The sequence below is a fragment of the Zhongshania marina genome (genome assembly GCF_002915595.1).
GTDB lineage: Bacteria > Pseudomonadota > Gammaproteobacteria > Pseudomonadales > Spongiibacteraceae > Spongiibacter > Spongiibacter marinus_B.
On record NZ_PQGG01000040.1, the window covers coordinates 197,167 to 220,407 of the forward strand.

At 49.1% G+C, this 23,241-nt stretch carries 20 protein-coding genes and 1 tRNA gene; 7 read left to right on the top strand and 14 right to left on the bottom strand.

From position 1 onward, the window contains the following. Positions 1-46 precede the first annotated feature (46 nt). From C0068_RS17630 to C0068_RS17660, 7 genes are all read right to left on the bottom strand, one after another. Positions 47-1,207 (bottom strand): efflux RND transporter periplasmic adaptor subunit, encoded by a 1,161-nt coding sequence (locus C0068_RS17630; protein ID WP_233208859.1) that lies wholly within the window; start codon positions 1,205-1,207, stop codon positions 47-49. Between the two features lie 448 nt (positions 1,208-1,655). After that, positions 1,656-1,747 (bottom strand) — tRNA-Ser (locus C0068_RS17635). A 147-nt stretch (positions 1,748-1,894) separates the two neighbouring features. Continuing rightward, positions 1,895-2,074, bottom strand: a complete 180-nt coding sequence (csrA, locus tag C0068_RS17640; RefSeq protein WP_103685796.1) for a carbon storage regulator CsrA — start codon at positions 2,072-2,074, stop codon at positions 1,895-1,897. Between the two features lie 76 nt (positions 2,075-2,150). Further along, a complete protein-coding gene (locus C0068_RS17645) occupies positions 2,151-3,380 on the bottom strand; it encodes an aspartate kinase (protein ID WP_103685797.1) in 1,230 nt (409 codons plus the stop codon). Positions 3,381-3,491: 111 nt separating this feature from the next. Further along, complete coding sequence (alaS, locus tag C0068_RS17650) at positions 3,492-6,113, bottom strand: alanine--tRNA ligase (protein ID WP_103685798.1); 2,622 nt, start codon at positions 6,111-6,113, stop codon at positions 3,492-3,494. Between the two features lie 182 nt (positions 6,114-6,295). Next, positions 6,296-6,481 (bottom strand): Trm112 family protein, encoded by a 186-nt coding sequence (locus tag C0068_RS17655; protein WP_103685799.1) that lies wholly within the window; start codon positions 6,479-6,481, stop codon positions 6,296-6,298. 60 nt (positions 6,482-6,541) lie between these two features. Then, complete coding sequence (locus tag C0068_RS17660) at positions 6,542-7,360, bottom strand: M23 family metallopeptidase (protein WP_103685800.1); 819 nt, start codon at positions 7,358-7,360, stop codon at positions 6,542-6,544. A 214-nt stretch (positions 7,361-7,574) separates the two neighbouring features. Between C0068_RS17660 and greB the strand changes: the two genes are divergently transcribed. Together greB and C0068_RS17670 are read left to right on the top strand one after the other, a co-directional pair. After that, the gene (gene greB / locus C0068_RS17665; protein ID WP_103685801.1) at positions 7,575-8,075 is read left to right on the top strand and encodes a transcription elongation factor GreB; all 501 of its coding nucleotides are present in this window, start codon (positions 7,575-7,577) and stop codon (positions 8,073-8,075) included. A gap of 107 nt (positions 8,076-8,182) precedes the next feature. After that, positions 8,183-9,469 (top strand): alpha/beta hydrolase, encoded by a 1,287-nt coding sequence (locus C0068_RS17670; RefSeq protein WP_103685802.1) that lies wholly within the window; start codon positions 8,183-8,185, stop codon positions 9,467-9,469. Positions 9,470-9,524: 55 nt separating this feature from the next. Here the strand turns inward: C0068_RS17670 and C0068_RS17675 are convergent, their stop codons facing one another. The 4 genes from C0068_RS17675 to C0068_RS17690 form a co-directional block, all read right to left on the bottom strand. Continuing rightward, positions 9,525-10,121, bottom strand: a complete 597-nt coding sequence (locus tag C0068_RS17675; RefSeq protein WP_103685803.1) for a DUF1134 domain-containing protein — start codon at positions 10,119-10,121, stop codon at positions 9,525-9,527. 59 nt (positions 10,122-10,180) lie between these two features. Beyond that, entirely contained in the window at positions 10,181-10,780 is a 600-nt protein-coding gene (locus C0068_RS17680) for an NUDIX domain-containing protein (protein ID WP_103685804.1), read from the bottom strand. Next, entirely contained in the window at positions 10,777-11,358 is a 582-nt protein-coding gene (locus C0068_RS17685; RefSeq protein WP_103685818.1) for a uracil-DNA glycosylase family protein, read from the bottom strand. Before C0068_RS17685 ends, C0068_RS17680 begins: the two co-directional genes overlap by 4 nt. Positions 11,359-11,430: 72 nt before the next feature. After that, complete coding sequence (locus C0068_RS17690) at positions 11,431-12,549, bottom strand: peptidoglycan-binding domain-containing protein (RefSeq protein WP_146047922.1); 1,119 nt, start codon at positions 12,547-12,549, stop codon at positions 11,431-11,433. A 340-nt stretch (positions 12,550-12,889) separates the two neighbouring features. Here C0068_RS17690 and gcvP point away from each other — a divergent pair, with 340 nt between their 5' ends. The 3 genes from gcvP (at position 12,890) to C0068_RS17705 (ending at position 20,160) form a co-directional block, all read left to right on the top strand. Continuing rightward, a complete protein-coding gene (gene gcvP, locus C0068_RS17695; protein ID WP_103685806.1) occupies positions 12,890-15,766 on the top strand; it encodes an aminomethyl-transferring glycine dehydrogenase in 2,877 nt (958 codons plus the stop codon). A 239-nt stretch (positions 15,767-16,005) separates the two neighbouring features. Then, positions 16,006-18,780 (top strand): hypothetical protein, encoded by a 2,775-nt coding sequence (locus C0068_RS17700; protein WP_103685807.1) that lies wholly within the window; start codon positions 16,006-16,008, stop codon positions 18,778-18,780. A gap of 66 nt (positions 18,781-18,846) precedes the next feature. Then, positions 18,847-20,160, top strand: coding sequence for an OmpA family protein (locus tag C0068_RS17705; RefSeq protein ID WP_158250023.1), 1,314 nt, complete (start codon positions 18,847-18,849; stop codon positions 20,158-20,160). Positions 20,161-20,242: 82 nt separating this feature from the next. Here C0068_RS17705 and dinB read toward each other — a convergent pair whose 3' ends face one another. Then, the gene (gene dinB / locus C0068_RS17710; RefSeq protein WP_103685819.1) at positions 20,243-21,334 is read right to left on the bottom strand and encodes a DNA polymerase IV; all 1,092 of its coding nucleotides are present in this window, start codon (positions 21,332-21,334) and stop codon (positions 20,243-20,245) included. Between the two features lie 78 nt (positions 21,335-21,412). On the opposite strand from dinB, the gene C0068_RS17715 reads away from it, so the two are divergent. Further along, positions 21,413-21,865, top strand: coding sequence for a hypothetical protein (locus C0068_RS17715; RefSeq protein ID WP_103685809.1), 453 nt, complete (start codon positions 21,413-21,415; stop codon positions 21,863-21,865). A 30-nt stretch (positions 21,866-21,895) separates the two neighbouring features. Here C0068_RS17715 and C0068_RS17720 read toward each other — a convergent pair whose 3' ends face one another. After that, on the bottom strand, positions 21,896-22,189 hold the full coding sequence (locus C0068_RS17720; RefSeq protein WP_103685810.1) for a DUF1244 domain-containing protein: 294 nt from the start codon (positions 22,187-22,189) through the stop codon (positions 21,896-21,898). 123 nt (positions 22,190-22,312) lie between these two features. Between C0068_RS17720 and C0068_RS19490 the strand changes: the two genes are divergently transcribed. Further along, positions 22,313-22,870 (top strand): hypothetical protein, encoded by a 558-nt coding sequence (locus tag C0068_RS19490; protein ID WP_146047923.1) that lies wholly within the window; start codon positions 22,313-22,315, stop codon positions 22,868-22,870. 92 nt (positions 22,871-22,962) lie between these two features. Here C0068_RS19490 and C0068_RS17730 read toward each other — a convergent pair. After that, positions 22,963-23,241: integrase core domain-containing protein (locus C0068_RS17730; RefSeq protein WP_146047867.1), on the bottom strand; the 279-nt coding region annotated here is incomplete at its 5' end.

The following is a 23,241-nucleotide window of genomic DNA, read 5'->3' on the forward strand; positions in this document are numbered from 1 at the left end:
GCCAGATCTTTACCGTGCAAAATCTCACGGCGTCGCAAAACACCGCTTACCCTTCGGGGGGGTGTGGATCTAACTCAGGCTTAGGAGCATTACTATTGTCGACTATGACTGGCTGCTTGTTACGCAGTTTAAGCAGCCCAGTGCTAGCGATCTCGTCGCCCTCACTTAGGCCTTCACTCACGGCAATATAGTCACCGCGGGCTTCACCGAGGGTAACAAAGCGTTGAATCACCTCGAGGTCCGTATAGGGACCCATCATTGGGTTTGGCTCTTCTGGCGGCGGCCCAGCATCAGGGTTCTTTTGAACAGCAAATACCGAGTTTCCATAAGATGTGTAATTCACCGAGGAACGTGGAATCACTACCACCGCGTCGCTGCTTGCTAGACTAATAACAACTGTCGCAAACAAACCTGGCTTGAGTTTGCCGTCTGGATTGGCTAAGCGCGCCCTCACATCGACATTGCGCGTCTGAGGGTCAATTTTAGGCTCAATAGCCTGCACCTGCCCTTCATACACTTCGTCACCATATGCATCGACTTTGACAGACACTTTGAGGTCGGTGTTTAAAATCGACAAATAACGTTCAGGCAATGAGAAGTCGACATCAATAGGATCAAGCTTTTGCAATGTTGCAATGGCGACACCAACACCTAAATACTGGCCGACATTCACGCGTCGAATACCAAGCTGACCGTCAAAAGGGGCTTTAATCGATTTCTGCTCTAAGCGGCCTTTTTGCGCTTGCACCGCTGCTACAGCAACATTGGTTTCAGCTACGGCGGTATCATATTCGGATTTCGAGATGGTTTTCCGCTGGAATAGCTGTTCACTGCGCTTGCGGTTTAATTCCGCCAACTCAGCCTGTGCCTGCAAGCGCTTTAACTCGCCCTGCTCACTTGCCGACGCCAAACTAAGTAGCAGATCACCGCGCTTTACGGTGTCGCCAGAATCAAAGTAAATATTGGTAACAACGCCGTCTACCTCTGCAGTAAGGTCGGCACCATTCACCGCCACCAAACTCCCCACTGACTCCAGGCGATTCTCCCAGGTCATTTCTTGGGCTTTGATGCTGGACACTGTAACCGCAGGCGCAGGCATGGCATTAAGAAACTCATTCATTTTCTTATTGCCAAACCACTTCATGCCAAATACGCCGCCAAACAACACCGCGCTCAGCAGCAGCATAATCAACATCCGCCTGCTCATAATATTTCCCTATGCAACTCAAAGATTAAGATGTGTAGCCGCTGCTGTGCATAAAATTAGCCGTATGTCAGCACAATTCATCTATTTATAAAGCACATCACAACACCAACACAGGCATTGTATAGCTGGCCGAAAAAGTAGCACTGTCCCAAGTAAAGGTCGAGCATTGCGGCTGAACATTACGTTAGCGTAATCGTTAATACACAGTAACTTAACACCGCGCTCTAATTCTCAAGGAAATGAGGTCTTTCATTTCTGAGTGAGATACTGCAACAAAACCCAAAGCTAAGGAGATTCTAGGCAAAAAACATCACCCCCCCTGAAAATAGGAGGCTCGACTATTCATCACAAACGTGGGGACAGCAGCATTCATTAAACCGAATTTGCTCGCAACACAAAATACAAATAAAAAAGCCCCAGTCTTTCAACTGGGGCTTTTTTATTTGTATGGCGGAGAAGGAGGGATTCGAACCCTCGATGCAGGATTAACCGCATACTCCCTTAGCAGGGGAGCGCCTTCAGCCACTCGGCCACCTCTCCGGGATGTCTCTTCTAGTTAGGCTTTCCCTAAGTGGGAACACATAAAAAGTAGAGCGTTAATCAGCACATAGCGCTGTTTAACGAATCGGGCGGCATGATACCACACTGAGAAAATAAGCAAAGACCTAGAGCGTCTTTTTCAGTGTATTACTTGTTGCCGTCCTTCTCTGTTTGAATACGGTCGTATATTTCTTCTCGGTGAACGGCAATATCCTTGGGTGCATTAACACCCAAACGAACTTGATTGCCCTTTACTCCAAGTACAGTAACGGTCACTTCATCACCGACCATTAAAGTCTCACCAATACGACGAGTTAAAATTAACATTATGGCATCTCCTTGTAAGAGCCCATCGCCATACCCTAGTGCCAGTCCATGTGCAGCAGCGCAAATAGCGTAAAAATTAAATACTAGGCTCCGAATCCAAATCAAACGCTGTATGCAGCGAACGAACGGCTAGTTCCAAATATTTCTCATCGATTACCACCGAAATTTTAATTTCCGATGTCGTAATCAACTGAATGTTGATTGACTCCTCCGCCAAGGTTTTAAACATTTTGCTGGCAATACCAGCATGGGAGCGCATTCCTACGCCAACCAAAGACACTTTGGCAATTTTGTCATCAGTTTTGACTTCTCGCGCACCCGTTTGTTTCACCAGATTACGCACAATGGCTTCAGTCTTTGCCATATCGCCACGACTTACCGTAAAAGTAAGGTCTGTGGTGTTATCTTCTGCGACGTTTTGAACAATTACGTCTACTTCAATATTGGCGTCGCTCACCGGCCCAAGAATTTGGTAAGCCAAACCTGGGGTATCAGGTACGCCTAAAACAGTTATCTTTGCTTCATCACGGGTGAAAGCAATACCCGAAATCGCCGGGTTTTCCATATCCGATTGTTCCTCTAAGCTAATCAATGTGCCTGGGCCGTCTTGGAAAGCGTGCAATACCCGCAAAGGTACATTGTACTTTCCAGCAAACTCCACCGAGCGAATTTGTAAAACCTTTGATCCTAAGCTGGCCATTTCCAGCATTTCTTCAAAGGTAATGCGATCCAACCTACGCGCTTTACTTACAACCCGCGGATCCGTGGTATATACGCCATCCACATCGGTGTAAATTTGACACTCGTCTGCCTTTAAAGCAGCGGCTAATGCTACGCCGGTTGTATCTGAACCACCGCGACCTAGGGTAGTAATATTGCCGTTTTCATCAACACCCTGAAAACCTGCAACCACAACCACATTTCCAGCGGCTAAATCTTCTCGGATTTTTGCATCGTCGATATCCCTGATCCGCGCCTTGGTATGCGCTTCATCAGTTAATATCCGCACCTGTGTTCCAGTGTACGACTTAGCCCCCTGTCCTAGATCATGCAATGCCATGCACAGCAGCGATATAGTGACCTGCTCGCCGGTAGACACCAGCACATCCATCTCGCGCGGGGTTGGCACAGCTTGCATGGCTTTAGCCAAATCGATTAAACGATTAGTTTCGCCGCTCATTGCCGACACAACAACAATAATGTCGTGCCCCTGCTCGCGAAACGCCGCCACCTTCTTGGCTACGGCCTTGATTCGCTCGACAGTCCCTACCGAGGTACCACCAAATTTTTGAACTATCAGACTCATGATTCGCTTCTACTTAATAAACGCCCATCGCAGAGGGCGCTCATTAAACACCAGATCAAATTTAAAGGAAATGACTCAATGCATGCTATACGTGATTTACGTAATATCACTCTACTTTGAGAGACAATAATCCCGCACAGCCTGCAATGCAGCGGGGATAGCGGCGCAATCCGTGCCACCACCCTGGGCCATATCAGGACGCCCGCCACCCTTGCCGCCGACCGCTTCGGCGGCCAATTTCATAATTTCACCCGCCTTGAAGCGATCAGTAATATCTTTGGTGACGCCGGCAACTAAAGACACTTTTCCACCCTCGTCAGCAGCGAGCAACAGCACTCCAGAACCCAGCTTATTCTTGAGTTGGTCAGCCGTGTCACGCAGTGATTTCGCGTCAGCTCCGTCCAGCTTGGTCGCCAGTACTTTCACTCCGTTAATTTCTTCAAGCTGAGCCATCAAGTCGTTGCCTGCCGAACTCGCCAACTTGCCCTTTAAGGCACTTAGCTCCTTCTCGAGTTGCTTTTGCTGCAAAAGAAGCTGCTGAACTTTATCGCCAATTTTTTCTCTGCCCGTTTTAAGCAAACCAGCCAATTGGCTCAGCTCATTCTCAGCGCTATCAAATACCGCCAATGCGGCTGCGCCGGTAACAGCCTCTATCCGGCGAACGCCTGCAGCGATGCCCGACTCAGCAGTAATACGCATTAAACCAATATCACCGGTACGCTGCACGTGCGTACCGCCGCAAAGCTCTATTGAGAAATCACCACCCATGCTCAACACCCGAACACTGTCGCCGTATTTCTCACCAAACAGCATCATGGCTCCGCGTTTTGCAGCACCGTCCATGTCCATCAGCTCTGTTTGAACAGCGGTATTTAAGCGGATTTGCTGGTTTACCAGCGCCTCTATTTCCGAAAGCTCTTGTTTACTCACTGCCTCAAAATGCGAGAAGTCGAAGCGCAAACGCTGAGAATCAACCAGCGATCCCTTCTGAGTAACGTGCTCACCCAATACTTGACGCAGAGCTGCATGAAGCAAATGGGTCGCCGAGTGGTTTAACGCCGTAGCTTGACGAACGCTGCTATCTACCTCAGCCAACAGTGTCTCGCCCTCAGCCAGCACACCGCTTAATAACACGCCGTGGTGCAGGTGATGACCGCCTGATTTCTGAGTGTCGCGCACTTCAAAGCGCACACCTTCCGCGCTTAAGTAACCACTATCGCCTGCTTGGCCACCAGACTCACCGTAAAATGGCGTGTTGTCTAAAATGATGATGCCGGTATCGCCTTCTTTTAATGAGCTAACCCGCTGACCATCCCGTAAAATGGCTGTCACCGCGCCGGATTCGGCCAGATCTTGGTAGCCAGAAAAGCGTGTCTCGCCATCTAAAGCCAGCTCATCACTTAAATCGACCTTGAAATTAGAGGCTGAACGCGCACGGCTACGCTGAGCTTCCATCGCAGATTCAAAACCGTCCAAATCTAGGCTCAGGCCTTTTTCACGAGCGATATCTGCGGTGAGATCAACCGGAAAACCGTAGGTGTCATACAGCCGGAAAACGGTATCGCCTGGAATTTGACTCCCGCTGAGGTTTTCTAAATCCTGTTCAAGAATCTTCATACCCTGCTCAAGAGTCTTAGCGAACTGCTCTTCTTCCTGCAGCAACACCTTCTCAATTTGCGCCTGTCGCGCAAGCAGCTCTGGGTAAGCCTCGCCCATTTCAGCGGCAAGCGGTGCGACTAATTTATGGAAAAATGCAGCGTTTGCGCCGAGTTTATTTCCATGCCTTGCCGCGCGGCGAATAATTCGTCGCAGCACATAACCGCGACCCTCGTTAGATGGCATCACCCCATCCGACACCAAAAATGCGCAGGAGCGAATATGGTCGGCAATAACCCGCAGCGAGGTGTGTTCCAGATCGTCCACATTTAAGACGCTGGCAGTGGCTGCGATCAGGTTTTGAAACAGGTCTATCTCGTAATTGCTATGCACATGCTGCATGACAGCAGATATGCGCTCCAAGCCCATCCCCGTGTCTACCGAGGGCGCAGGAAGCGGCGTCATAGTGCCGTCGGCATCTCGGTTAAATTGCATAAACACGTTGTTCCAAATTTCGATATAGCGATCGCCATCTTCATCTGGGCTACCCGGAGGACCACCAAACACGTCTTCGCCGTGGTCATAAAAAATTTCAGTGCAAGGACCGCATGGGCCGGTATCGCCCATAGACCAGAAATTATCTGAAGCGTATTTGCCGCCTTTATTGTCGCCAATACGCACCATGCGCTCAGCAGGAACCCCTACCTCCTCGTTCCAAATCTGATACGCCTCGTCGTCATCGGCATACACCGTTACCCACAATTTTTCGGCGGGAATACCCATCCACTCAGGAGAGGTCAAAAACTCCCATGCAAATGTGATTGCGTCACGCTTGAAATAATCGCCAAAACTGAAATTGCCCAGCATTTCAAAAAAAGTATGGTGGCGAGCGGTGTAACCCACATTTTCTAAATCGTTATGCTTACCGCCGGCACGCACACAGCGCTGTGAACTAACCGCACGAACGTAGTTACGTTTTTCCCGACCCAGAAAGGCATCTTTAAATTGCACCATCCCCGCGTTAGTAAACAACAAAGTGGGGTCATTACCTGGCACTAGCGAACTGCTGGCTACCTGGGTATGTCCTTTACTTTCAAAATACCGAATAAAGGCTTCGCGAATGGCGGCGCTTTTCATTGAAACTCTCTCACTCCGTGGGCTCTTGTCGGTGGCTATTGACATGCTAAACAGCCACTCGCCACAGCCTAAGCCGTGGCGAAAAAACGCCAAGTATATCGAAATTGCGGGAACTTGTATCTGACTTGAACAGTTTGCGCCGCTATGCAGCGCAAGAAATTTGCACCAACAGGGAGTTAGCGCTAGCCAAGTTTTTCATCCGTCGTCAGAACACGTGCTTCTGACTCCAACATAACGGGAATACCGTCGCGAATTGGGTAGGCAAGACCGCTGGCGCGGCACACTAACTCATTGCGCTGTTCATCATAATCTAATGGTGCCTTGCTAACAGGGCAAACCAGTATTTCTAGTAATTTTTTATCTATCATTAGCTTTTATGCACTCAACAATCATTGTTTTTAACGCCATAGGCGCCACTTCGCTAACACTTAATGCTCAGGCATCGGCCCAATTATCAATGCAGGATCAAGGCGGCGGTCTGCCCAATTAATACGCCAGTCCAAATGCGGCCCCGTCGCACGCCCCGTCGCCCCAACCTCGGCTATGGGATCACCCTGCTTAACAAGCTGCCCCTCTTCTACCAATATCCGACTAAGATGAATAAAGGTAGAGGACACGCCCAGACCGTGATCAATAATCAAAGTGCCACCGGAATAAAACATATCGGGGTAGGCCAAGGTAACCACCCCACCTATGGGCGCAGAAACCAATGTGCCGGTAGGTGCGGCGATATCCAAACCATAATGTGGCCGACCAGGGCTGCCATTATAGACACGCTGACTGCCGAATACACCCGTGATAGGTCCCAGCAAGGGCCATTTAAACTCTTTGATAAAATCTTGCCTAGCGGAAAATTCGCTGCGGGCCTTGCTGACTAATGCGCCTTCCCGACGAATACGCTCAAGCACACTCGCGGGGGGAGTAACGGTTTTTTGCGGTACACCGTTTACACGCTGAACATCATAGCTACGCTGGACAATATCGAGTTGCTGCTCAGCGCACTCACCTGTCGAATTGCAAATTTTCAAGACCGACACTGGCCCTGCATCGCGGTCAAAGCCGGCCACAAATAAGCCATTGTCGGCAATGTGTAGCGATTTACCATCTAAGCTAACGCTACTACTTGGTGCCACCGTCGCCCAGATCAAACCGCCTTGTTGTAAGCTGCCCTGCAACTCAATTTCAGCATAAGCCCCTGCCGCAAACCCGAATGTAGCAAGGCAACTTACCAACCATTTTTTCATCATTTGCTATCCTCTAATTACAAACGCTACGCTACCATACCCAGCTTTCGTTCCAAACAGTGATATTAAGAAAACGAAGCGAGTAACACTAAGGCAAAGCAGTGGCATTTGCTGCATTTGTCGTAAGCGACACGCATTTTACGCCTATTTTTAGCACTGTATTCACAAGGCACTACGGTTATGCTCAACTCTATAAATACAATCTGACACCCATACCATGACTCGCTACCGTCCGCCTCGCCCAAAAGGTTCTTGCTACATTACTCCAGAGGGAGAAAAAGCCCTCCGCGAGGAACTCCGTCAACTTTGGAAAGTTGAACGCCCACAGGTTACTGCCACCGTGCATGAAGCGGCAAAAAATGGCGATCGCTCAGAGAACGGCGATTATATATATGGCAAACGTCGGCTGAGGGAGATAGATAGCCGCGTTCGCTATTTGACCAAGCGCCTAGAGGAACTGACCGTCGTCACAGAAACCCCAAAGCAACAAAACAAAGTCTACTTCGGCGCCTGGGTCACCGTCGAAAATGACGACGAAGAACAATATGAATACCGTATCGTCGGCCCAGATGAATTTGATTTAAGCCAATATAAACTATCAATGGACTCCCCCCTCGCCAAAGCCATGCTGGGCAAGCAATTGGACGACGAAGTCATTGTGACAACCCCAAAGGGCTCGCAAAGCTATTATATTATCGGTATTCGCTACGGTAACTGATCACTGAACAAGTCTTACAGAGGATCTTAAGGGCCGCTAGAGATCGTCATACACATAGCCTATCATTGGCGCCAACGACGATTACGCTACTAAGAAGAGAATCCACTATGCTGCTGCTATCACTGATTTGGGCTTGGACGGCGTGGAACGTCTACCGCCCCCACAAATCCGCACCCGAATTACTCGGGGTATTCAGCTTTATATTTGGCTTTATCACGGGCGAGTTGGCACTGCACGTCATTGCAGTGGAGTTTGGTCTTACGCTGCTCATCGTAGTATTTGGTGAATTAAGCGGCCTAGGTGATGCACTGGGACTGGCGATAGCACTTTGCAGCTGGACCGCCATTGCCATTTTTTACTTTAGAGCGCAACGCGCCGACCCCATCATGGCGCAAGCGGTTCGCTACGCCCTGCAATTAGCACCAGAACAAACGCTAAACACCGAAAACGCCACCTTAATTGAGCCGGACGCGAAGCGGCTAGCAAAACCATTTGCTTACAAATTGCCAAATGTGCGCCGCGTTAAAAATATCGAATACTCCAAAGTCGATGGCCGCTCATTGCGGGTAGATATATACCACCGCGATGACCTCCCCCAGAACGCCCCCGTCTTATTCCAAATGCACGGTGGCGCATGGTTAGAAAACCTTGGTAGCAAAAATGAACAGGCGCTGCCCCTTATGTACCAAATGGCAGCCAATGGCTGGGTTTGCGTCGCGGTAGAATATCGGCTGAGTCCCGGCTCTACATTTCCAGATCATATCATCGACTGCAAACGCGCCCTGCACTGGATCAAAGAAAATATCAGTGAATATGGTGGCAACCCTCAATTTATCGCGGCGACAGGTGGTTCGGCAGGCGGGCATTTATCCTGCTTACTAGCCCTAAGTGCTAATGCGCCAGAGTTTCAGCCGGGCTTTGAAACTGCTGATACCACTGTTCAGGCCTGCATCCCTTTCTACGGTGTTTACGATTTTCTTAACAGCCAGGGCCAGCGCAGTAGCGAATCCCTGAGTCAGTGGGTGTCTGCCAAAGTACTTAAAAAAACCCGCGCCGAATCACCCGAATTATGGCGTCAGGCATCACCGCTATACTGGGTGCATAAAGATGCTCCGCCATTTTTAATTATTCACGGCGAAGCCGACACCTTGGTGCCCGTTCAAGAGTCGAGGGTACTTTACGACGCACTAAAAGAGGTTTCAAATCAGGCTGTTAGTTACGCCGAATTACCAGACGCGCAACACGCCTTTGAAATCGCAATTTCTCTGCGCACGCAAATCGTAGTGAATCATTTAACGCTGTATTTAAACGAACTTTACCGCCGCCATTTAGCGAAGGACACCGCTAAAGAAGCGATAAGCGAATTGCCAGAAACGGAACAAGTTGAAGACTAAGAAGATTCAGAAAGGTATAAAACGAGGGGAGCATCGTCCCCTCGTTCCAAAAAAATCAGAACGGTATCCACGACTTTTTATCACTATAGTGAACATAACCAACACTCGCACCAGCACGCAAACCAACACCGGTTCTAATCGGCGCTAAAATAAGCTCGCCATTTTGCTGGTAATTCACACCCACGCCAGCCACAACGTAAAAGCTACCGTCAACGCCGGGAATACGCTGCATTAATTGCTCCATATCATCAAGGTGATAAACCAAAGTGAACACCTTTGACGCATTTGCCCCCATATCAAAGCCAAGCGATGGCCCCTGCCAGAATATTGGCAACACTTCGCCACCATAACGCTGTACCTCACCCTGACCGTAGCGCACACCAACACCCAAGGCTGCGGAAATTTCTTCACCCGCAATGATTGCATTTGGGCTACCCTGCTCAGCAAATACTTTCTCTATCGCCTTCGCCAAGCCTGCAGTGGTTTCACCAAAAAAAGAATCTGCTTTTTCTAACACCTCCTCCTTGGTAAACCCTTCAGACGCCTTGGGTTTCTCAGCCGCATCCTCAGCAAATGCCGGAGTTGTCACGCCAAGCATCAGTATTAACAAGGCACCCATTAGATATTGAAATTGTCGGTTTACATTTTTCATATACTTCTCCAATCACCGTTTATTTTACTCGTCGTTTATCTCGATACTGATTTAAAGATTTACAGCACTGCCTCTGGCAATGCAAAAAACATCTGCTGAACATCATCATTAAAACTCATCAGCAACATCTTTACCTTGAATAAAGCTGCAACACTGATCGCATCAGTAATTCGGCCATCCATTGCCATTTCGATTGCCTCCTCCAAGGGTAATCGGCAAACGATAATATCCTCAGTCGCCTCTAATTCGGCCTCACCCTGAAGTAGGTTTCTCGCTAAAAACACCTCGCCGCGCTCGTCTGAGACTGAATTAGACGTATGCAAATCCATCAATTTAACCCACTGAGCAGCACTTAGACCAGTCTCCTCTAACAACTCGCGCTGCGCTGTTGCTAATGGCGAACTTCCTAATGGACAGCCACCCTCAGGAATTTCCCAGCTATCCTCCTCCAAAGGGTAGCGGTATTGCTTTACCAGATAGGTATAAGCCTCTTCATCAATTGGGATAATGCCGACCGCTATATTCTGAAAGCAAATCTTGCCATAAATTCCATCAGTACCTGCTGGGGTCTTCACCTCGTGGTGCTCAAGGCGAACCCAAGGGTTCTCGTACACCTTATTAACACCAAGCTGCTGCCAAGGGCCAAGCATTTTGCTCATGTCGTCTCCAAAATGTCCCCCACCTTCTGCCGTAGTCGAGGCAAGACCTTGGCGTCAAACCAAGGATTACGCTTTAACCATAGCTGATTTCGGGGCGAGGGGTGCGGCAAAGGGAAAAAATAAGAATCGGCTGAATGGTTTTCCACCCGCTCAGTCAGGGTTTTAAATGCGTCGTTTAAATAATAATTCTGGGCGTACTGACCAATCAACAGCACCAGCTCTATCGACGGCATTTGAGCAAGCAATCGCTCATGCCAGTGCGGCGCGCATTCTTTACGGGGAGGTAAATCGCCCGAGCGCCCCTTGCCAGGATAGCAAAAACCCATAGGCATAATGGCTAAACGCTTATCGGAATAAAACTGCTCCCGATCAATATTCAACCACTGGCGCAGACGATCGCCGGAAGGGTCATTCCACGGAATACCACTCTCGTGAACTCGTGTTCCCGGGGCTTGCCCAATAATGAGTATTCTCGCAGATGCATCCACATGCACTACCGGCCGAGGGCCAAGCGGTAAATTCGCCGCACATATATCGCAATCACGAACGGCGGTTAACAAGGTGGCTAATGTTTCCATACCGTCATTGTGCGCCGCCACAATTACTGGCGGCAAGCACCGAGGTACTAAAAATAGCGCAACAAGCGAAAATTACTCAAACTCTACGCCGAGCGCTTTAATCGACTCAGTAGACAAACGCCCAGTCGCCAAGCCCTGCTGCTTTTGGAAATCGTGAATAGCTATGAGAGTATATTTTCCCAACACCCCATCAATTCCACCGGTATCGTAACCGAGCTTTCGTAAAGCGCGCTGAATCTTGTATACCAGCTCCTTATTTAAGTCTCGTTCACAGGGCACCATGCGCCAAGCCAATTGGGCATCGGTCACTTTCTCTCGATAATTGAACTCTTTATATACAGGCTCAATATAGTGAATCACTTCGCGCTCTGGCTCTACTACTCGCTGTGCCTTCACGGTTTTGTAGGCTGCGGGAATTCGCTCTTCAATGGTGTGCTCTGGCACATCAACTACTTTTTTTCGCACGGTTTCATAGACCGCCGGCTCAACTACTTTTCTGTATTTAGCAGACTCCACTAAGACTTGCTTTTTAATTTGTCGATAGCGGGTGGGAATGTGGACTTGATGCACAATCTCCCCACTCTCCTCATCGATCTTTTCGATATCACCGCGTCCAGGCCGCCACACCCACTCCTCGGGTGACTCAATCACCTCTTCTACGACCGTGTCATAGCGCGCAGGCGTCACCAATACTTGACGACTTTTTGGGGGTACAATTTGGGTTCTTTCCTCCTGCCATTTATAAGTAGCTGGCACAAGCCTAAGACGAACATGCTCTTCACTAAGCAATACCTGCTCATCAAACCACTCCAGTCGCGCGGGAATCATCTCGCGGCGCTCACTAGCTTCTTTAACAATCCGGCGCTCAATTCGATCTATATAAGTCGGCGGCGCTAACAACTTGGCATAGCAGCGGCCGGTCTCGGCATTAGGCGGAATGGCAGGGAGTGCATCTGCGCCAGAGGCGATAGGCTCCCGCGCTTTCATTTTTTCAATTTCGATCAAGGCGTCAGCGAGGGCAAGTTCCAATGAAGAAATACGCTCCTCTTTAGGACTCGGCTCCAAAGCAAGCTGTGTACTTGTAGATGAGGGATACGGCGCACAGGCTGCACACACACCTAGACCAAACACCGCAAACATTCGCACACCCAGCTCACGCCACTTATGCCATATAGTATTCAGTGCAGCCACAGGAAAGATAAACCTCTTAAACAGGATGTTAGATGGCAATATCTTATAACGACTGCAGCTGCCATATCGACCGTAAAAACAATAAAAAACCAGTATTTTCAACAACTAAGACACATACAATCGACATGTGATTTACACTAATATTCGTAAAAAAATAATGTGTAATACGGCCGCAAACTCAGCCGCATCCATAACAGCGATGAATATAGAAATTTGCAAGGCGAATACCCAAGTTTAAAGACCTCCAAAGCACGCTAGTCGCGGAAAATTGCCAAAGAAAAGGCCGCCCAAATATGATTTAATGAGCGCCGCAAATCCGACGACGCAGGCAACTCGCAGAATGACTCATACACTCACCACCCTCTCACAAAGTGACGATTTTTTGAGCCGCCACATTGGCCCAAACGAAGAACAAACTGCAGCCATGCTCCAAGCCGTTGGCGCAAGCTCGCTAGACGAGCTGATACAACAAACCGTGCCCGCATCTATCTTGCGTGGCGACATGCCGCTACCGGCACCGCAAAGTGAATCTGCAACCCTCGCGCGCCTGCGCACTATCGCCGCAAAAAACCAAGTCGCTCGCTCGTTTATTGGCACGGGTTACTACGGCACAATTACGCCGCCGGTCATTTTGCGCAATGTCTTAGAAAACCCCGGCTGGTATACCGCCTACACTCCCTACCAACCAGAAATTGCTCAAGGCCGTTTGGAGGCACTACTAAACTTCCAACAAATGGTGATAGATCTCACCGGCCTAGAACTTGCCAATGCCTCGCTACTGGACGAAGCCACCGCTGCAGCTGAAGCGATGGCCATGTGCAAACGCTCCGCACGCAAAAACAAAAGCGATGTATTTTTTGTTGATCGCCGCTGTCACCCGCAAACTATTGCGGTTCTAAAAACCCGCGCCCTGCCTTTAGGCTTAGAAATTGTTGTTGGCGATGCCGAAACTGAACTCGTCACCACTTCCTGCTTTGGTGTGCTACTGCAGTACCCGGCGACTGACGGCAGCATCTCGGAACTGTCGAGCATTGCCAGCCAGGCCAAAGCCCAAGATGCAATGACAGTTGTCGCCGCCGACATTATGAGTTTAATTCTCCTTACACCACCTGGTGAACAAGGGGCAGACATTGTAGTTGGAAGCGCACAACGCTTCGGTGTACCCATGGGATTTGGCGGCCCCCACGCCGCCTTCTTTGCAACCCGCGACAGCTATAAACGCTCTATCCCTGGCCGCATAATTGGGGTATCTATCGACAGTCGTGGCAATAAAGCCCTGCGTATGGCAATGCAAACCCGCGAGCAACATATTCGCCGCGAAAAAGCGACCTCGAATATATGCACCTCTCAGGCATTGCTAGCGATCATGGCCGTGTTTTATGCGATCTATCATGGCCCCGACGGTTTAAAAACCATCGCGCAACGCATCAATCGCATGACAGGAATTTTTGCTGCCGGTCTAGCGCAACTCGGCTACAGCAGCAATGATGCGTTTTTCGACACCCTTACTGTTAATTCGGGGAGCGCCAGCATCGCGCTAGCCGACAAGGCCGAAGCCGAGCTACTTAATATCCGACGCGGCGACAACAGCGTCAGCATTAGCTTTGACGAAACAACAAGCACCGACGACATTGAGAAGCTATGGCAGATTTTCGCCGGCGATAAAGCTCTTCCGTCTATCCAAGCGCTAGATGAAAGCCTTGCCGAATTACCCGGCATTCCAACAAATCTGCGCCGCCAGAGCAGCTTTTTAAGTCATCCCGTATTCCATCAGCATCGCTCAGAAACAGAAATGCTGCGCTATATGAATCGACTAGAGCGCAAAGACATCGCCCTAAATCACTCAATGATTGCATTGGGCTCCTGCACCATGAAGCTCAACGCCACCACTGAAATGATTCCAATTACGTGGCCAGAATTCGGCAATATGCACCCATTCGCGCCGCGCAGCCAAGTCGCTGGCTACCTGCAATTAATAGACGAATTAGAGCAGCAGTTAATCGCCTGCACCGGTTACGACAAGTTCTCAATGCAACCGAACGCCGGATCGCAGGGCGAGTACGCCGGTTTGCTCGCAATAAAGCGCTACCACGAAAGCCGTGGTGATTTTGCCCGCGACATCTGCCTAATACCAAGTTCAGCCCACGGCACCAACCCCGCCTCCGCAGCAATGGCTGGAATGCGGGTTGTCATCGTCGCCTGCGACGAACTCGGCAATGTCGATATTGACGATCTTCGCAGCAAGGCCGAACGCCACGCAGAACAACTCTCTACGCTGATGGTTACCTACCCCTCAACCCACGGGGTATTTGAAGAGGGTATCCGTGAAATCTGTAACATCACCCATCAACACGGCGGACAGGTATACGTCGATGGCGCCAATATGAATGCCCTTGTTGGCTTAGCAGCTCCAGGTGAATTCGGTGCTGATGTATCCCACCTCAATTTGCACAAAACATTCTGCATACCCCACGGTGGCGGTGGACCAGGTATGGGCCCAATCGGTGTTAAAGCGCACCTAGCCCCATTCTTACCCAACCACCCCGTATTCCCCGTGGAAGGACTTGACGCACACAACGACACGGTGTCTGCGGCAAGCTACGGCAGCGCAGGCATACTGCCCATCTCGTGGACGTATATTTCATTAATGGGTGCCGCCGGTTTAAAGAAAGCAACCCAAGTCGCCATTCTCAACGCCAACTACATCGCCACAAGACTTAAAGAGCACTACCCCGTGCTATACACCGGTCGCAATGACCGCGTCGCCCACGAGTGCATTATCGACCTACGCCCACTCAAAGAGAGCACGGGAATCAGTGAAGAAGACATCGCCAAACGCTTAATGGACTATGGCTTCCACGCACCGACCATGTCCTTCCCCGTACCCGGCACGCTGATGATAGAGCCGACAGAAAGCGAATCGAAGATCGAACTAGACCGCTTCTGTGAAGCCATGATTCATATTCGTCGCGAAGCAGGCCTCGTGGAAAGTGGGCAATTGCCCGCTGACAACAACCCCCTCGTTAACGCACCACACACCCTTGCCGATATCGTCACCGACTGGGATCGCCCTTATTCCCGTGAAGAGGCGAGTTTCCCTGTGGCACAACTACGCGACGGCAAATACTGGCCAACCGTCAACAGAATTGACAATGTTTTTGGAGATAGAAATTTAATATGCTCCTGCCCACCCATTGAAATGTATCTCCAAGACTAAAATCATGCCCTCAAAAGAGGGCATATATTCGCCTAAGCGTCGAATATCACTGCATTTTTTTAGGGCAAAAGCGGTTTTTTATGACTACTTCACAGAAATTTTCACATTTTTAGCTCTAACATGGGAACTTAGACGCATGGAGTGTTGTTTTTACATATAACATCCGTGAAACTACGTATACTTAAAATTTTAATATTCGCACAAATCTGTTTCAGCTAGTCTCTCCCGGAGGGGAATAAATGAAAACGAATACCTTAGCCTTATCGTTAACATTGGCGGCAAGCTTGCTTGTTGCCTGTGGTGGCGGCGGTGATGCCCGCAGCCCTGACCGTCCAAGCCCCGGCTTAGATCCAAGCTCCCTCCGTATTGATTTCCCTAATGGAAGTCAACTTGCTGGAACCGGCACCAACAGCATTCAAGCGAGAATGTTAGCACTACAAACCGACGGCGTAGAGAATAACCTAGGGCCCGAGCTTAATGTTACAGCCGGAACCCAATGGACTTTAGGTGGAAGCATTGGCAGCCCTGCCATAGCCAAGCTTGCAGATGCGGTTAGAGACGCTGGGCAACTTCGCGACGTATTGGATATTATTAGTACCGTTAGACTTGCCAGTACGGACACCCTGAAAAACCTTACAATTACCGGCAAATATCCGCTTAAAGGCACCACTTATACTATTACTGAGCCATTCACAATAGTTCCACCACTGGTTAGTGGAAATAAATATATTAGCGGCCAAACCGTTATTGCCTTTAACCCATCTAATCCTCAGGCCAAGGCTAATGCAAATTATCAGCTTTTACAGAACCTGCAAGGCCTGCCCGGCGTAACAGAAAACTCCACCGCTAATGCAACTTTCTGCTCGAGCAATAGCAAATTTGCTTTCGGCCCAACAGTTGTTCCAGCCAATGGGGCGGCATTCGCACCTGCAACCATAAGCAACCCCTTTACTGATTCAAATCAATCTCAAGTATCGGTAACTATTACAGCGGTTTCTAATGCCCAAGGCGCTCCTGTTCCCTGCGGAAGCGAAGGAGCTATCGAGATTGCATCATTGGTCGTTAATTTAATCCCTGCGACCGTAAGCAAAGTCGCAGTATGTGCTGTCGCCAACCCAGCGGCTGATGCATGTAATGGCGTCTCTAGCAACCAAAACTTCTTTAAAACGCAATACCTAAGCAGCTGTAAAGGCTTAGATAACAGCACAGTTAAAGTCCCAGCGGCACAACGCCTGCAACTAGTGGCTGAATTAACTTATACAAACCCACAAAACCCCAACCAACAACCGGTTGTCGAATACCAGTGTAAAGGGCCAGACGTTCTAGCTTGGTCTGCGACACCAACTACCATTTTCTCTGAAGGTCCAGATGCGGTAGATGGTGATGCATCATTAGTTAGCCAATCTGCTTACGCTGCTCTACCTGTTTCTGATCGCACCAGCGTAGCTAAGGGTACTTACACCAATGATCTTGGCACCGCTCAACAAACCGTCATTAGCGACACGCTAAACTTGCAACTGGTAGACGCTGAAGTCACTGCGATCAAAATTGTTCGTGCCGACGGTGAAATGCCTGCAAATGACACTGACACTATTTTCTTAAATGTCTTCAACGATGGCATTGATTACATAGCGATGTGTACATTCAAAGACTTTGACAGCACCGATACCATTGCTTGCCCAGCATCATTTGTGAGCTGGGAACTAAACAATACTGACCGCCTTAGCGTCAGCCCCAAGCAAAACAGCAACACAACCACAGTTAACCCTAAAGATGATGCGGTTGCTGGAGACGGTACTGCCACTCTACGTGCTAGATATACCGATGGAATTTCTGATGTACAGGCTACTCGTACGATAAATGCAGTTGATGACGAGGTTGTTGAGCTTCACCTTTACCAAGCATCAAATGCCAACTCACCTGACGATGTTTCTATTGACGAGTTCTCATGTGTTGGTCGCACAGACCTCGTGGGTACCGTAGCTGATGGCGAAAACTACCTTCGCGGCAACCAACGATTCTACGCTTTCGCACTATTTGAAAGCGGCGCAGATGACATGAGTGCAGCATTTTTAGCTAATCCAAAAGCTGACGGCTCTCCACTAGTAGACGTAACCAACCGCGAACGCCTTATTTTCTCAGCTCTATCAGGCTATTGGTCTGGCAATTCAAGTGCCTCACCGAGCTGCGTATCCAGTGCGGCACCTAGCTTGCCAGGCGCTGATGGAATCCCTGGTCTAGACCAACTTCCTGGCTTCGATCAAGTTCCTGGTTTAGATCAAATCCCCGGCCTACCAGAAACATCTAGTACTCCTGCAGCAAGCTTTAGCGGTCAAACCAAAGGCTCGCTGGAGTCCCGCGGTCTGCTACGTCTAAGCACTGTCTGCGTACAGGCGTTTATCGACAGTGACAACGACGGCTTTACTGAGGGCGATATCGTTACCCAAGAAGGCTCTACTGTTCTGGTGTTGCCAGCAGCTGACGATGACCTACTAGTTTTCTCTAACGAGCTATGTGAAACACTTGAACCGGTATTGACCCTCGGTGGAAACTTCCCAGGCCTAGAAGGCCCCGGTATTGTACTTCCTTTGGTCTACACCATCAGCACGATAGCGGATCCAATTCTCACCGCTCTTGCCACCAACGATGACGGCGGTGCGATTCCAGGTGAAGAAATTGTTAACGCACTCATCACCGGTAATTTCTCTACTATTAACGAGAATTTCCCTGATAGTCCTATCGGCGGTCTTGGCCAAGTAACTAATGCATTACTTGGAGATGGCTCTCCATTAAGCCCAGTCATTACTGGACTTGATGCCTGCGTCGTAGATCCGCTAACAACAGTAGTAGGCACTTTGCTAGATGCCTTACTGGGCCTCAATCCGGGTGCATTTAGCGAATTAACTGGCATCAGCTTTGATGATTGCCAAGACGTATTTGGGAACTTCGCTATTCCCACGCTCCCAGGCGGTACACCAGACTTGCCGAGCATTCCTGGCCTGCCAACACCTTAATGAAAATGAATAAACGCGGCCGCAAGGTCGCGTTTTAATATGTGCTTGAACATGGAGAATATGTTGATGAGTCAAATGCGTAATATAACGCTTGCTCTAGCTGTAGGGTGCAGCGCTTTTTCTGCTTTTGCGGCAGACGACGAAGAAACGGTAATTGATAATCGCTGGCGCATGCACGGCATAATCGGCTCCACGATTGCCGATAAAAGCGATTTTGATTCAGGCAACCAAGGTAAAATCGGTCTAGGCAAGCCAATTAGCGCCTACGTTATGGTCGACACGCACCTTAATTATGGTGAGTTCAAAAACTCTAAAGATGACACCTACAGCCGTACTGCGGGTGGCTTAGACTTTTTATACTTCCCACGCGGCGCATTCATGCTAGATGCCGACCCAGTTCAACCATACATCGGTGTAGGTTTGACTTACCACGAAGTAGAATATGATGCAGGTACAATCACTGCCACTCAGTCTGACTATGGTAGCGATCTTATCGGCGGTTTTAGCTATGAACTTGATACTGTCGCGATACGTGGCGAAGTGCGCTATCAGATCGATAGTATCAAGCGTCAAGCTCCACTATTCCCTAACGACGATAATTTCTACACCTACGCTGTCTTAATAGGTATTTCTGTTCCCTTCGGTGAAAAGCCACTGCCGTATAATTACGACTCAGACGGTGACGGCGTACCAGACCGCTTAGATAAGTGTCCCAACACCCCCCGTGGTACTCCAGTTGATTCCACTGGCTGCCCATTGGATAGCGACAACGACGGTATTCCAAACTTCCGCGATCAGTGCCCCAATACGCCACCAGGCGCACGGGTTAACGTAAACGGCTGTTCAATTGATGACGACGGCGATGGCGTACCAAATGACATCGACCAATGTCCAAATACACCACGTGGCGTACCAGTGAACGCGCAGGGCTGCCCACTTGATAGCGACGGCGACGGCGTACCTGACAAGATTGACCAATGTCCTGGCACTCTACCCGGCTTGAAAGTTAACTCGCGCGGCTGTGTTATTTCTCAAACCGTTGAGCTCTCAGGCGTACACTTTGAGTTCAATAAATCGCGCTTAATGCTCGACTCACAAACCATTCTAGATAAAGTGGCCGAGTCGCTGTCAAACGAGCCTGACGTTAGCATCATCATTATGGGCCACACCGACTCTGTCGGCAGTGATTCCTATAACCTGACACTGTCTCAGCAACGTGCGCAGTCAGTCGTTAATTATTTATCGACTAAAGGCATTAGCCGTTCACGTCAACAAGCGAAAGGTTATGGCGAAAGCAGACCAGTAGCTGACAACAACACAGACGAAGGCCGTGAGCGCAATCGCCGTGTTGAATTACAGGTTATTAGCCCAAATCAATAAGGCTGAGAAATACTGAATAAGGGCGGTTTTACCGCCCTTTTTTATTGCCCACGTTTTGGTGCTAAACCGAAAACCAATAAAATCAGTCAAGATCAGAAAATAAATCTAATTGTTCCTCACGAAAATACGGCAATACGCTCTTTTCCGTTTGCTCTTCTTTTGCCGAAAAACGCACTCCTATCCCGATCAAACGCAGTGCTGCGGCCATCCGTGGCCAGGCCCCCTCCAGCAAGCCTTCGAAAAGCGCCAAGCTCAACTCACCGTCATGTCGACGATCAATCGTTGTTTGTCGAAAATCTGCGGATTTCAATTTTACAAAAGCCCCTGAAAACCGCTTATCACCCGCTCGTATCAAACGCTTTTCAAGCTCGACAAATAAATCCGATACCGCGGCTTTAGCGGCATCAACACCGACAAGATCCTGTGCAAAGGTCGTCTCAACACTCAATGATTTACGCTCTCTGTGCGGCTTGACTAAGCGCTCGTCTATACCTCGCGCATAGTCATACAGTTGATGGCCAAACTTGCCGAAAAGTGTCAGCAGCTCCTCCAATGAGCGCACCCTCAAATCCGCACAGGAATAAATTTCATGCTCTGCCATTCGCGCGGCCATCACTTTGCCAACACCATGAATTTTCTTAACCGGCAAACCCAATACAAACTCATCAACTTGCGCCGGCGTAATCACCGTCAAGCCATCGGGCTTATCCCAGTCACTTGCTACCTTCGCCAAAAACTTATTAGGCGCGACACCTGCAGAAATCGTGATTCCTACTTCCTCCCTTACCTGGCGACGAATCGCCTGCGCAATACGTGTCGCGCTACCTTGAAAATCGCTGCAGTTGCTTACATCCAGATAAGCTTCATCCAAAGACAGCGGCTCAATTTCGCTAGTGTAGCGGCCAAAAATCTCTCTTATCTGCAGTGCAACCTCGCGATATTTTTCCATACGCGGAGTGAGCACGATAAGTTCTGGACAGCGCCGCATAGCACTCGCCGTCGGCATAGCCGAATGAATACCGAAGGCGCGAGCCTCGTAATTACATGTTGCGACTACCCCTCTGCGATCCGCCGCACCGCCTACGGCAACGGGTCGTCCTTGTAAGCTTGGATCATCACGCAGCTCCACTGAGGCATAAAAGCAATCACAGTCGCAGTGAATTATCTTACGCAAAACGCACCACTCACTACCCCACTCAAACAACTGTATAAATAGCCAGCAAAATATCAAATACCCACTCGTAAGTCACTAATGAATATGCGCTATACTGGCGGCATTGTTAGTAATGCGAGCAATTTAGAAATGACCATTGGCAGCTGGACCCCCGAAAAAGAAAAAGACACGCTCACAATAGACTCGCAGTGGCTGCAACGCTGTATTGCGATAAGCCAAGAGGATCAGTTAGAAGCGCTACCAGCTCCCTTCACAAGTGATGAACAACAACGCTATAGCGTCTTTATGCGCGTCTCTCAAGAACACTGGCAGGCCGCCGCAGAAGAACTCAGCAATGACGATATTATTGCCTTAATTCGCTTTTTCACCCGTGCCGAAAAACTTATTAGCGGCTGGGACGCTGGCAAAGAGTCGCCTGCTATATGGCTTAATAAGGTACTGCGCAAGCGCGGCGAAAAACTGGACCGCGAAATGCTGTTATGGATTCGCAATAACACCGACAACCGCTTTATTCCTAACGGTGGCCTATAACAACATCAATGCAGTGCCAATAAACCTTTATTACTCCGGTTTATTTTTTTCGAAGCCAGCTAATTGTTCTGCACTGGCTTCACCTTGAAATTCCGCCTTCCACTGCGAATACGGCATACCGTAAACGCGCTCTCGTGCCGCATCGTAATCGACACTCAGATTCTCGTCCGCCGCTGCGGCCATATACCATTTAGACAAACAGTTGCGACAAAAACCCGCCAAATTCATCAGATCAATATTTTGAACATCTTTACGCTCATCTAAATGAGCTAATAGACGCCGAAATACAGCCGCCTCAATTGCATCAATTTGCGTTTTATCCATTGTTTCGTCCTAATAAATTAAAGTTTCACTGTGCATTATCGCAAAGTTTGCTATGTTATGGCTGTTGCAAGTAGTGAAGTTCGTCGATTAATACAAAATACACGTTTACCGAGGCTCGCTGATATGACAAATAAGAAGATGGATCCCGTTGCACTGATCCGCAAAGAAATTGAATCGCTAGAAGCAAAAGTTGAACAACTGCGTGACCGCTTAATGGTGGATGCCAATAAAGCTATCGATAAGGCAAAAGCACAGGCAGAACGCGCCCGCGAAAAATTAAAGGCAGAACAAGCCAAGCTTGGCGAATTGCAGAAAAAAGCCAAAGCAAAAATGGATAGCCGAATCCAAAAGCAAGTTGATCGCGCACACTCCGCTGTCGAGAGTGCCAAGGAATTAGAGCTAGACGCCAAGGCTGTAATGATTATGGCCAAGAATCAACTGGCCGAGCTTAAAGGCGACTATCAACGCGCTAAGGCACTAGCCAAAGCAGCCCAAGATGCCGCAAAAAGCTTTGACAGCAAAACCAAAGCTGCGCCCAAAAAGGCAGCAGCAAAAAAAGCCCCGGCCAAAAAGCCAGCGGCGAAAAAAGTTGCTGCTAAAAAAGCGCCAGCCAAAAAAGCACCTGCGAAGAAAGCCGCACCTAAAAAGGCTGCCGCTAAAAAAGCAGCCCCAAAACAGTAGCAGCACCTTCAAAGCACGGGTTGTAAAGCAATTAAGTGTAGTAGCTCAGACTTGATCTGACAGTTACCCGTTTTTTACCGGTGTCTGCCAGTTTAGATCTGAGCTAAATTCTTCTCAGCCCAGATCGTTTTACCATCAAGTAAAGTTGCCATTGGCGTTCTGCCGCAGCACATCTTGCCCTGATGAGTTCGCTCATTGTTGTAATATTTAATCCATTCGTCCAGATCTTTTTGTAGCTCGTTAATATCGGCATACAGTTTCTTGCGGAAGGTGATCTGATAGAACTCTTGCAGAATGGTCTTGTGGAAGCGCTCGCAGATCCCATTGGTTTGCGGATGCATTGCTTTCGTCTTCGTATGATCAATGTCATT

Excerpts from the sequence above, each read along its gene's own strand:
- C0068_RS17630 (WP_233208859.1), bottom strand. The coding sequence starts at position 1,207 with ATGAGCAGGCGGATGTTGATTATGCTGCTGCTGAGCGCGGTGTTGTTT.
- csrA (WP_103685796.1), bottom strand. The coding sequence starts at position 2,074 with ATGTTAATTTTAACTCGTCGTATTGGTGAGACTTTAATGGTCGGTGAT.
- C0068_RS17645 (WP_103685797.1), bottom strand. The coding sequence starts at position 3,380 with ATGAGTCTGATAGTTCAAAAATTTGGTGGTACCTCGGTAGGGACTGTC.
- alaS (WP_103685798.1), bottom strand. The coding sequence starts at position 6,113 with ATGAAAAGCGCCGCCATTCGCGAAGCCTTTATTCGGTATTTTGAAAGT.
- C0068_RS17655 (WP_103685799.1), bottom strand. The coding sequence starts at position 6,481 with ATGATAGATAAAAAATTACTAGAAATACTGGTTTGCCCTGTTAGCAAG.
- C0068_RS17660 (WP_103685800.1), bottom strand. The coding sequence starts at position 7,360 with ATGATGAAAAAATGGTTGGTAAGTTGCCTTGCTACATTCGGGTTTGCG.
- greB (WP_103685801.1), top strand. The coding sequence starts at position 7,575 with ATGACTCGCTACCGTCCGCCTCGCCCAAAAGGTTCTTGCTACATTACT.
- C0068_RS17670 (WP_103685802.1), top strand. The coding sequence starts at position 8,183 with ATGCTGCTGCTATCACTGATTTGGGCTTGGACGGCGTGGAACGTCTAC.
- C0068_RS17675 (WP_103685803.1), bottom strand. The coding sequence starts at position 10,121 with ATGAAAAATGTAAACCGACAATTTCAATATCTAATGGGTGCCTTGTTA.
- C0068_RS17680 (WP_103685804.1), bottom strand. The coding sequence starts at position 10,780 with ATGAGCAAAATGCTTGGCCCTTGGCAGCAGCTTGGTGTTAATAAGGTG.
- C0068_RS17685 (WP_103685818.1), bottom strand. The coding sequence starts at position 11,358 with ATGGAAACATTAGCCACCTTGTTAACCGCCGTTCGTGATTGCGATATA.
- gcvP (WP_103685806.1), top strand. The coding sequence starts at position 12,890 with ATGACTCATACACTCACCACCCTCTCACAAAGTGACGATTTTTTGAGC.
- C0068_RS17700 (WP_103685807.1), top strand. The coding sequence starts at position 16,006 with ATGAAAACGAATACCTTAGCCTTATCGTTAACATTGGCGGCAAGCTTG.
- C0068_RS17705 (WP_158250023.1), top strand. The coding sequence starts at position 18,847 with ATGAGTCAAATGCGTAATATAACGCTTGCTCTAGCTGTAGGGTGCAGC.
- C0068_RS17715 (WP_103685809.1), top strand. The coding sequence starts at position 21,413 with ATGAATATGCGCTATACTGGCGGCATTGTTAGTAATGCGAGCAATTTA.
- C0068_RS17720 (WP_103685810.1), bottom strand. The coding sequence starts at position 22,189 with ATGGATAAAACGCAAATTGATGCAATTGAGGCGGCTGTATTTCGGCGT.
- C0068_RS19490 (WP_146047923.1), top strand. The coding sequence starts at position 22,313 with ATGACAAATAAGAAGATGGATCCCGTTGCACTGATCCGCAAAGAAATT.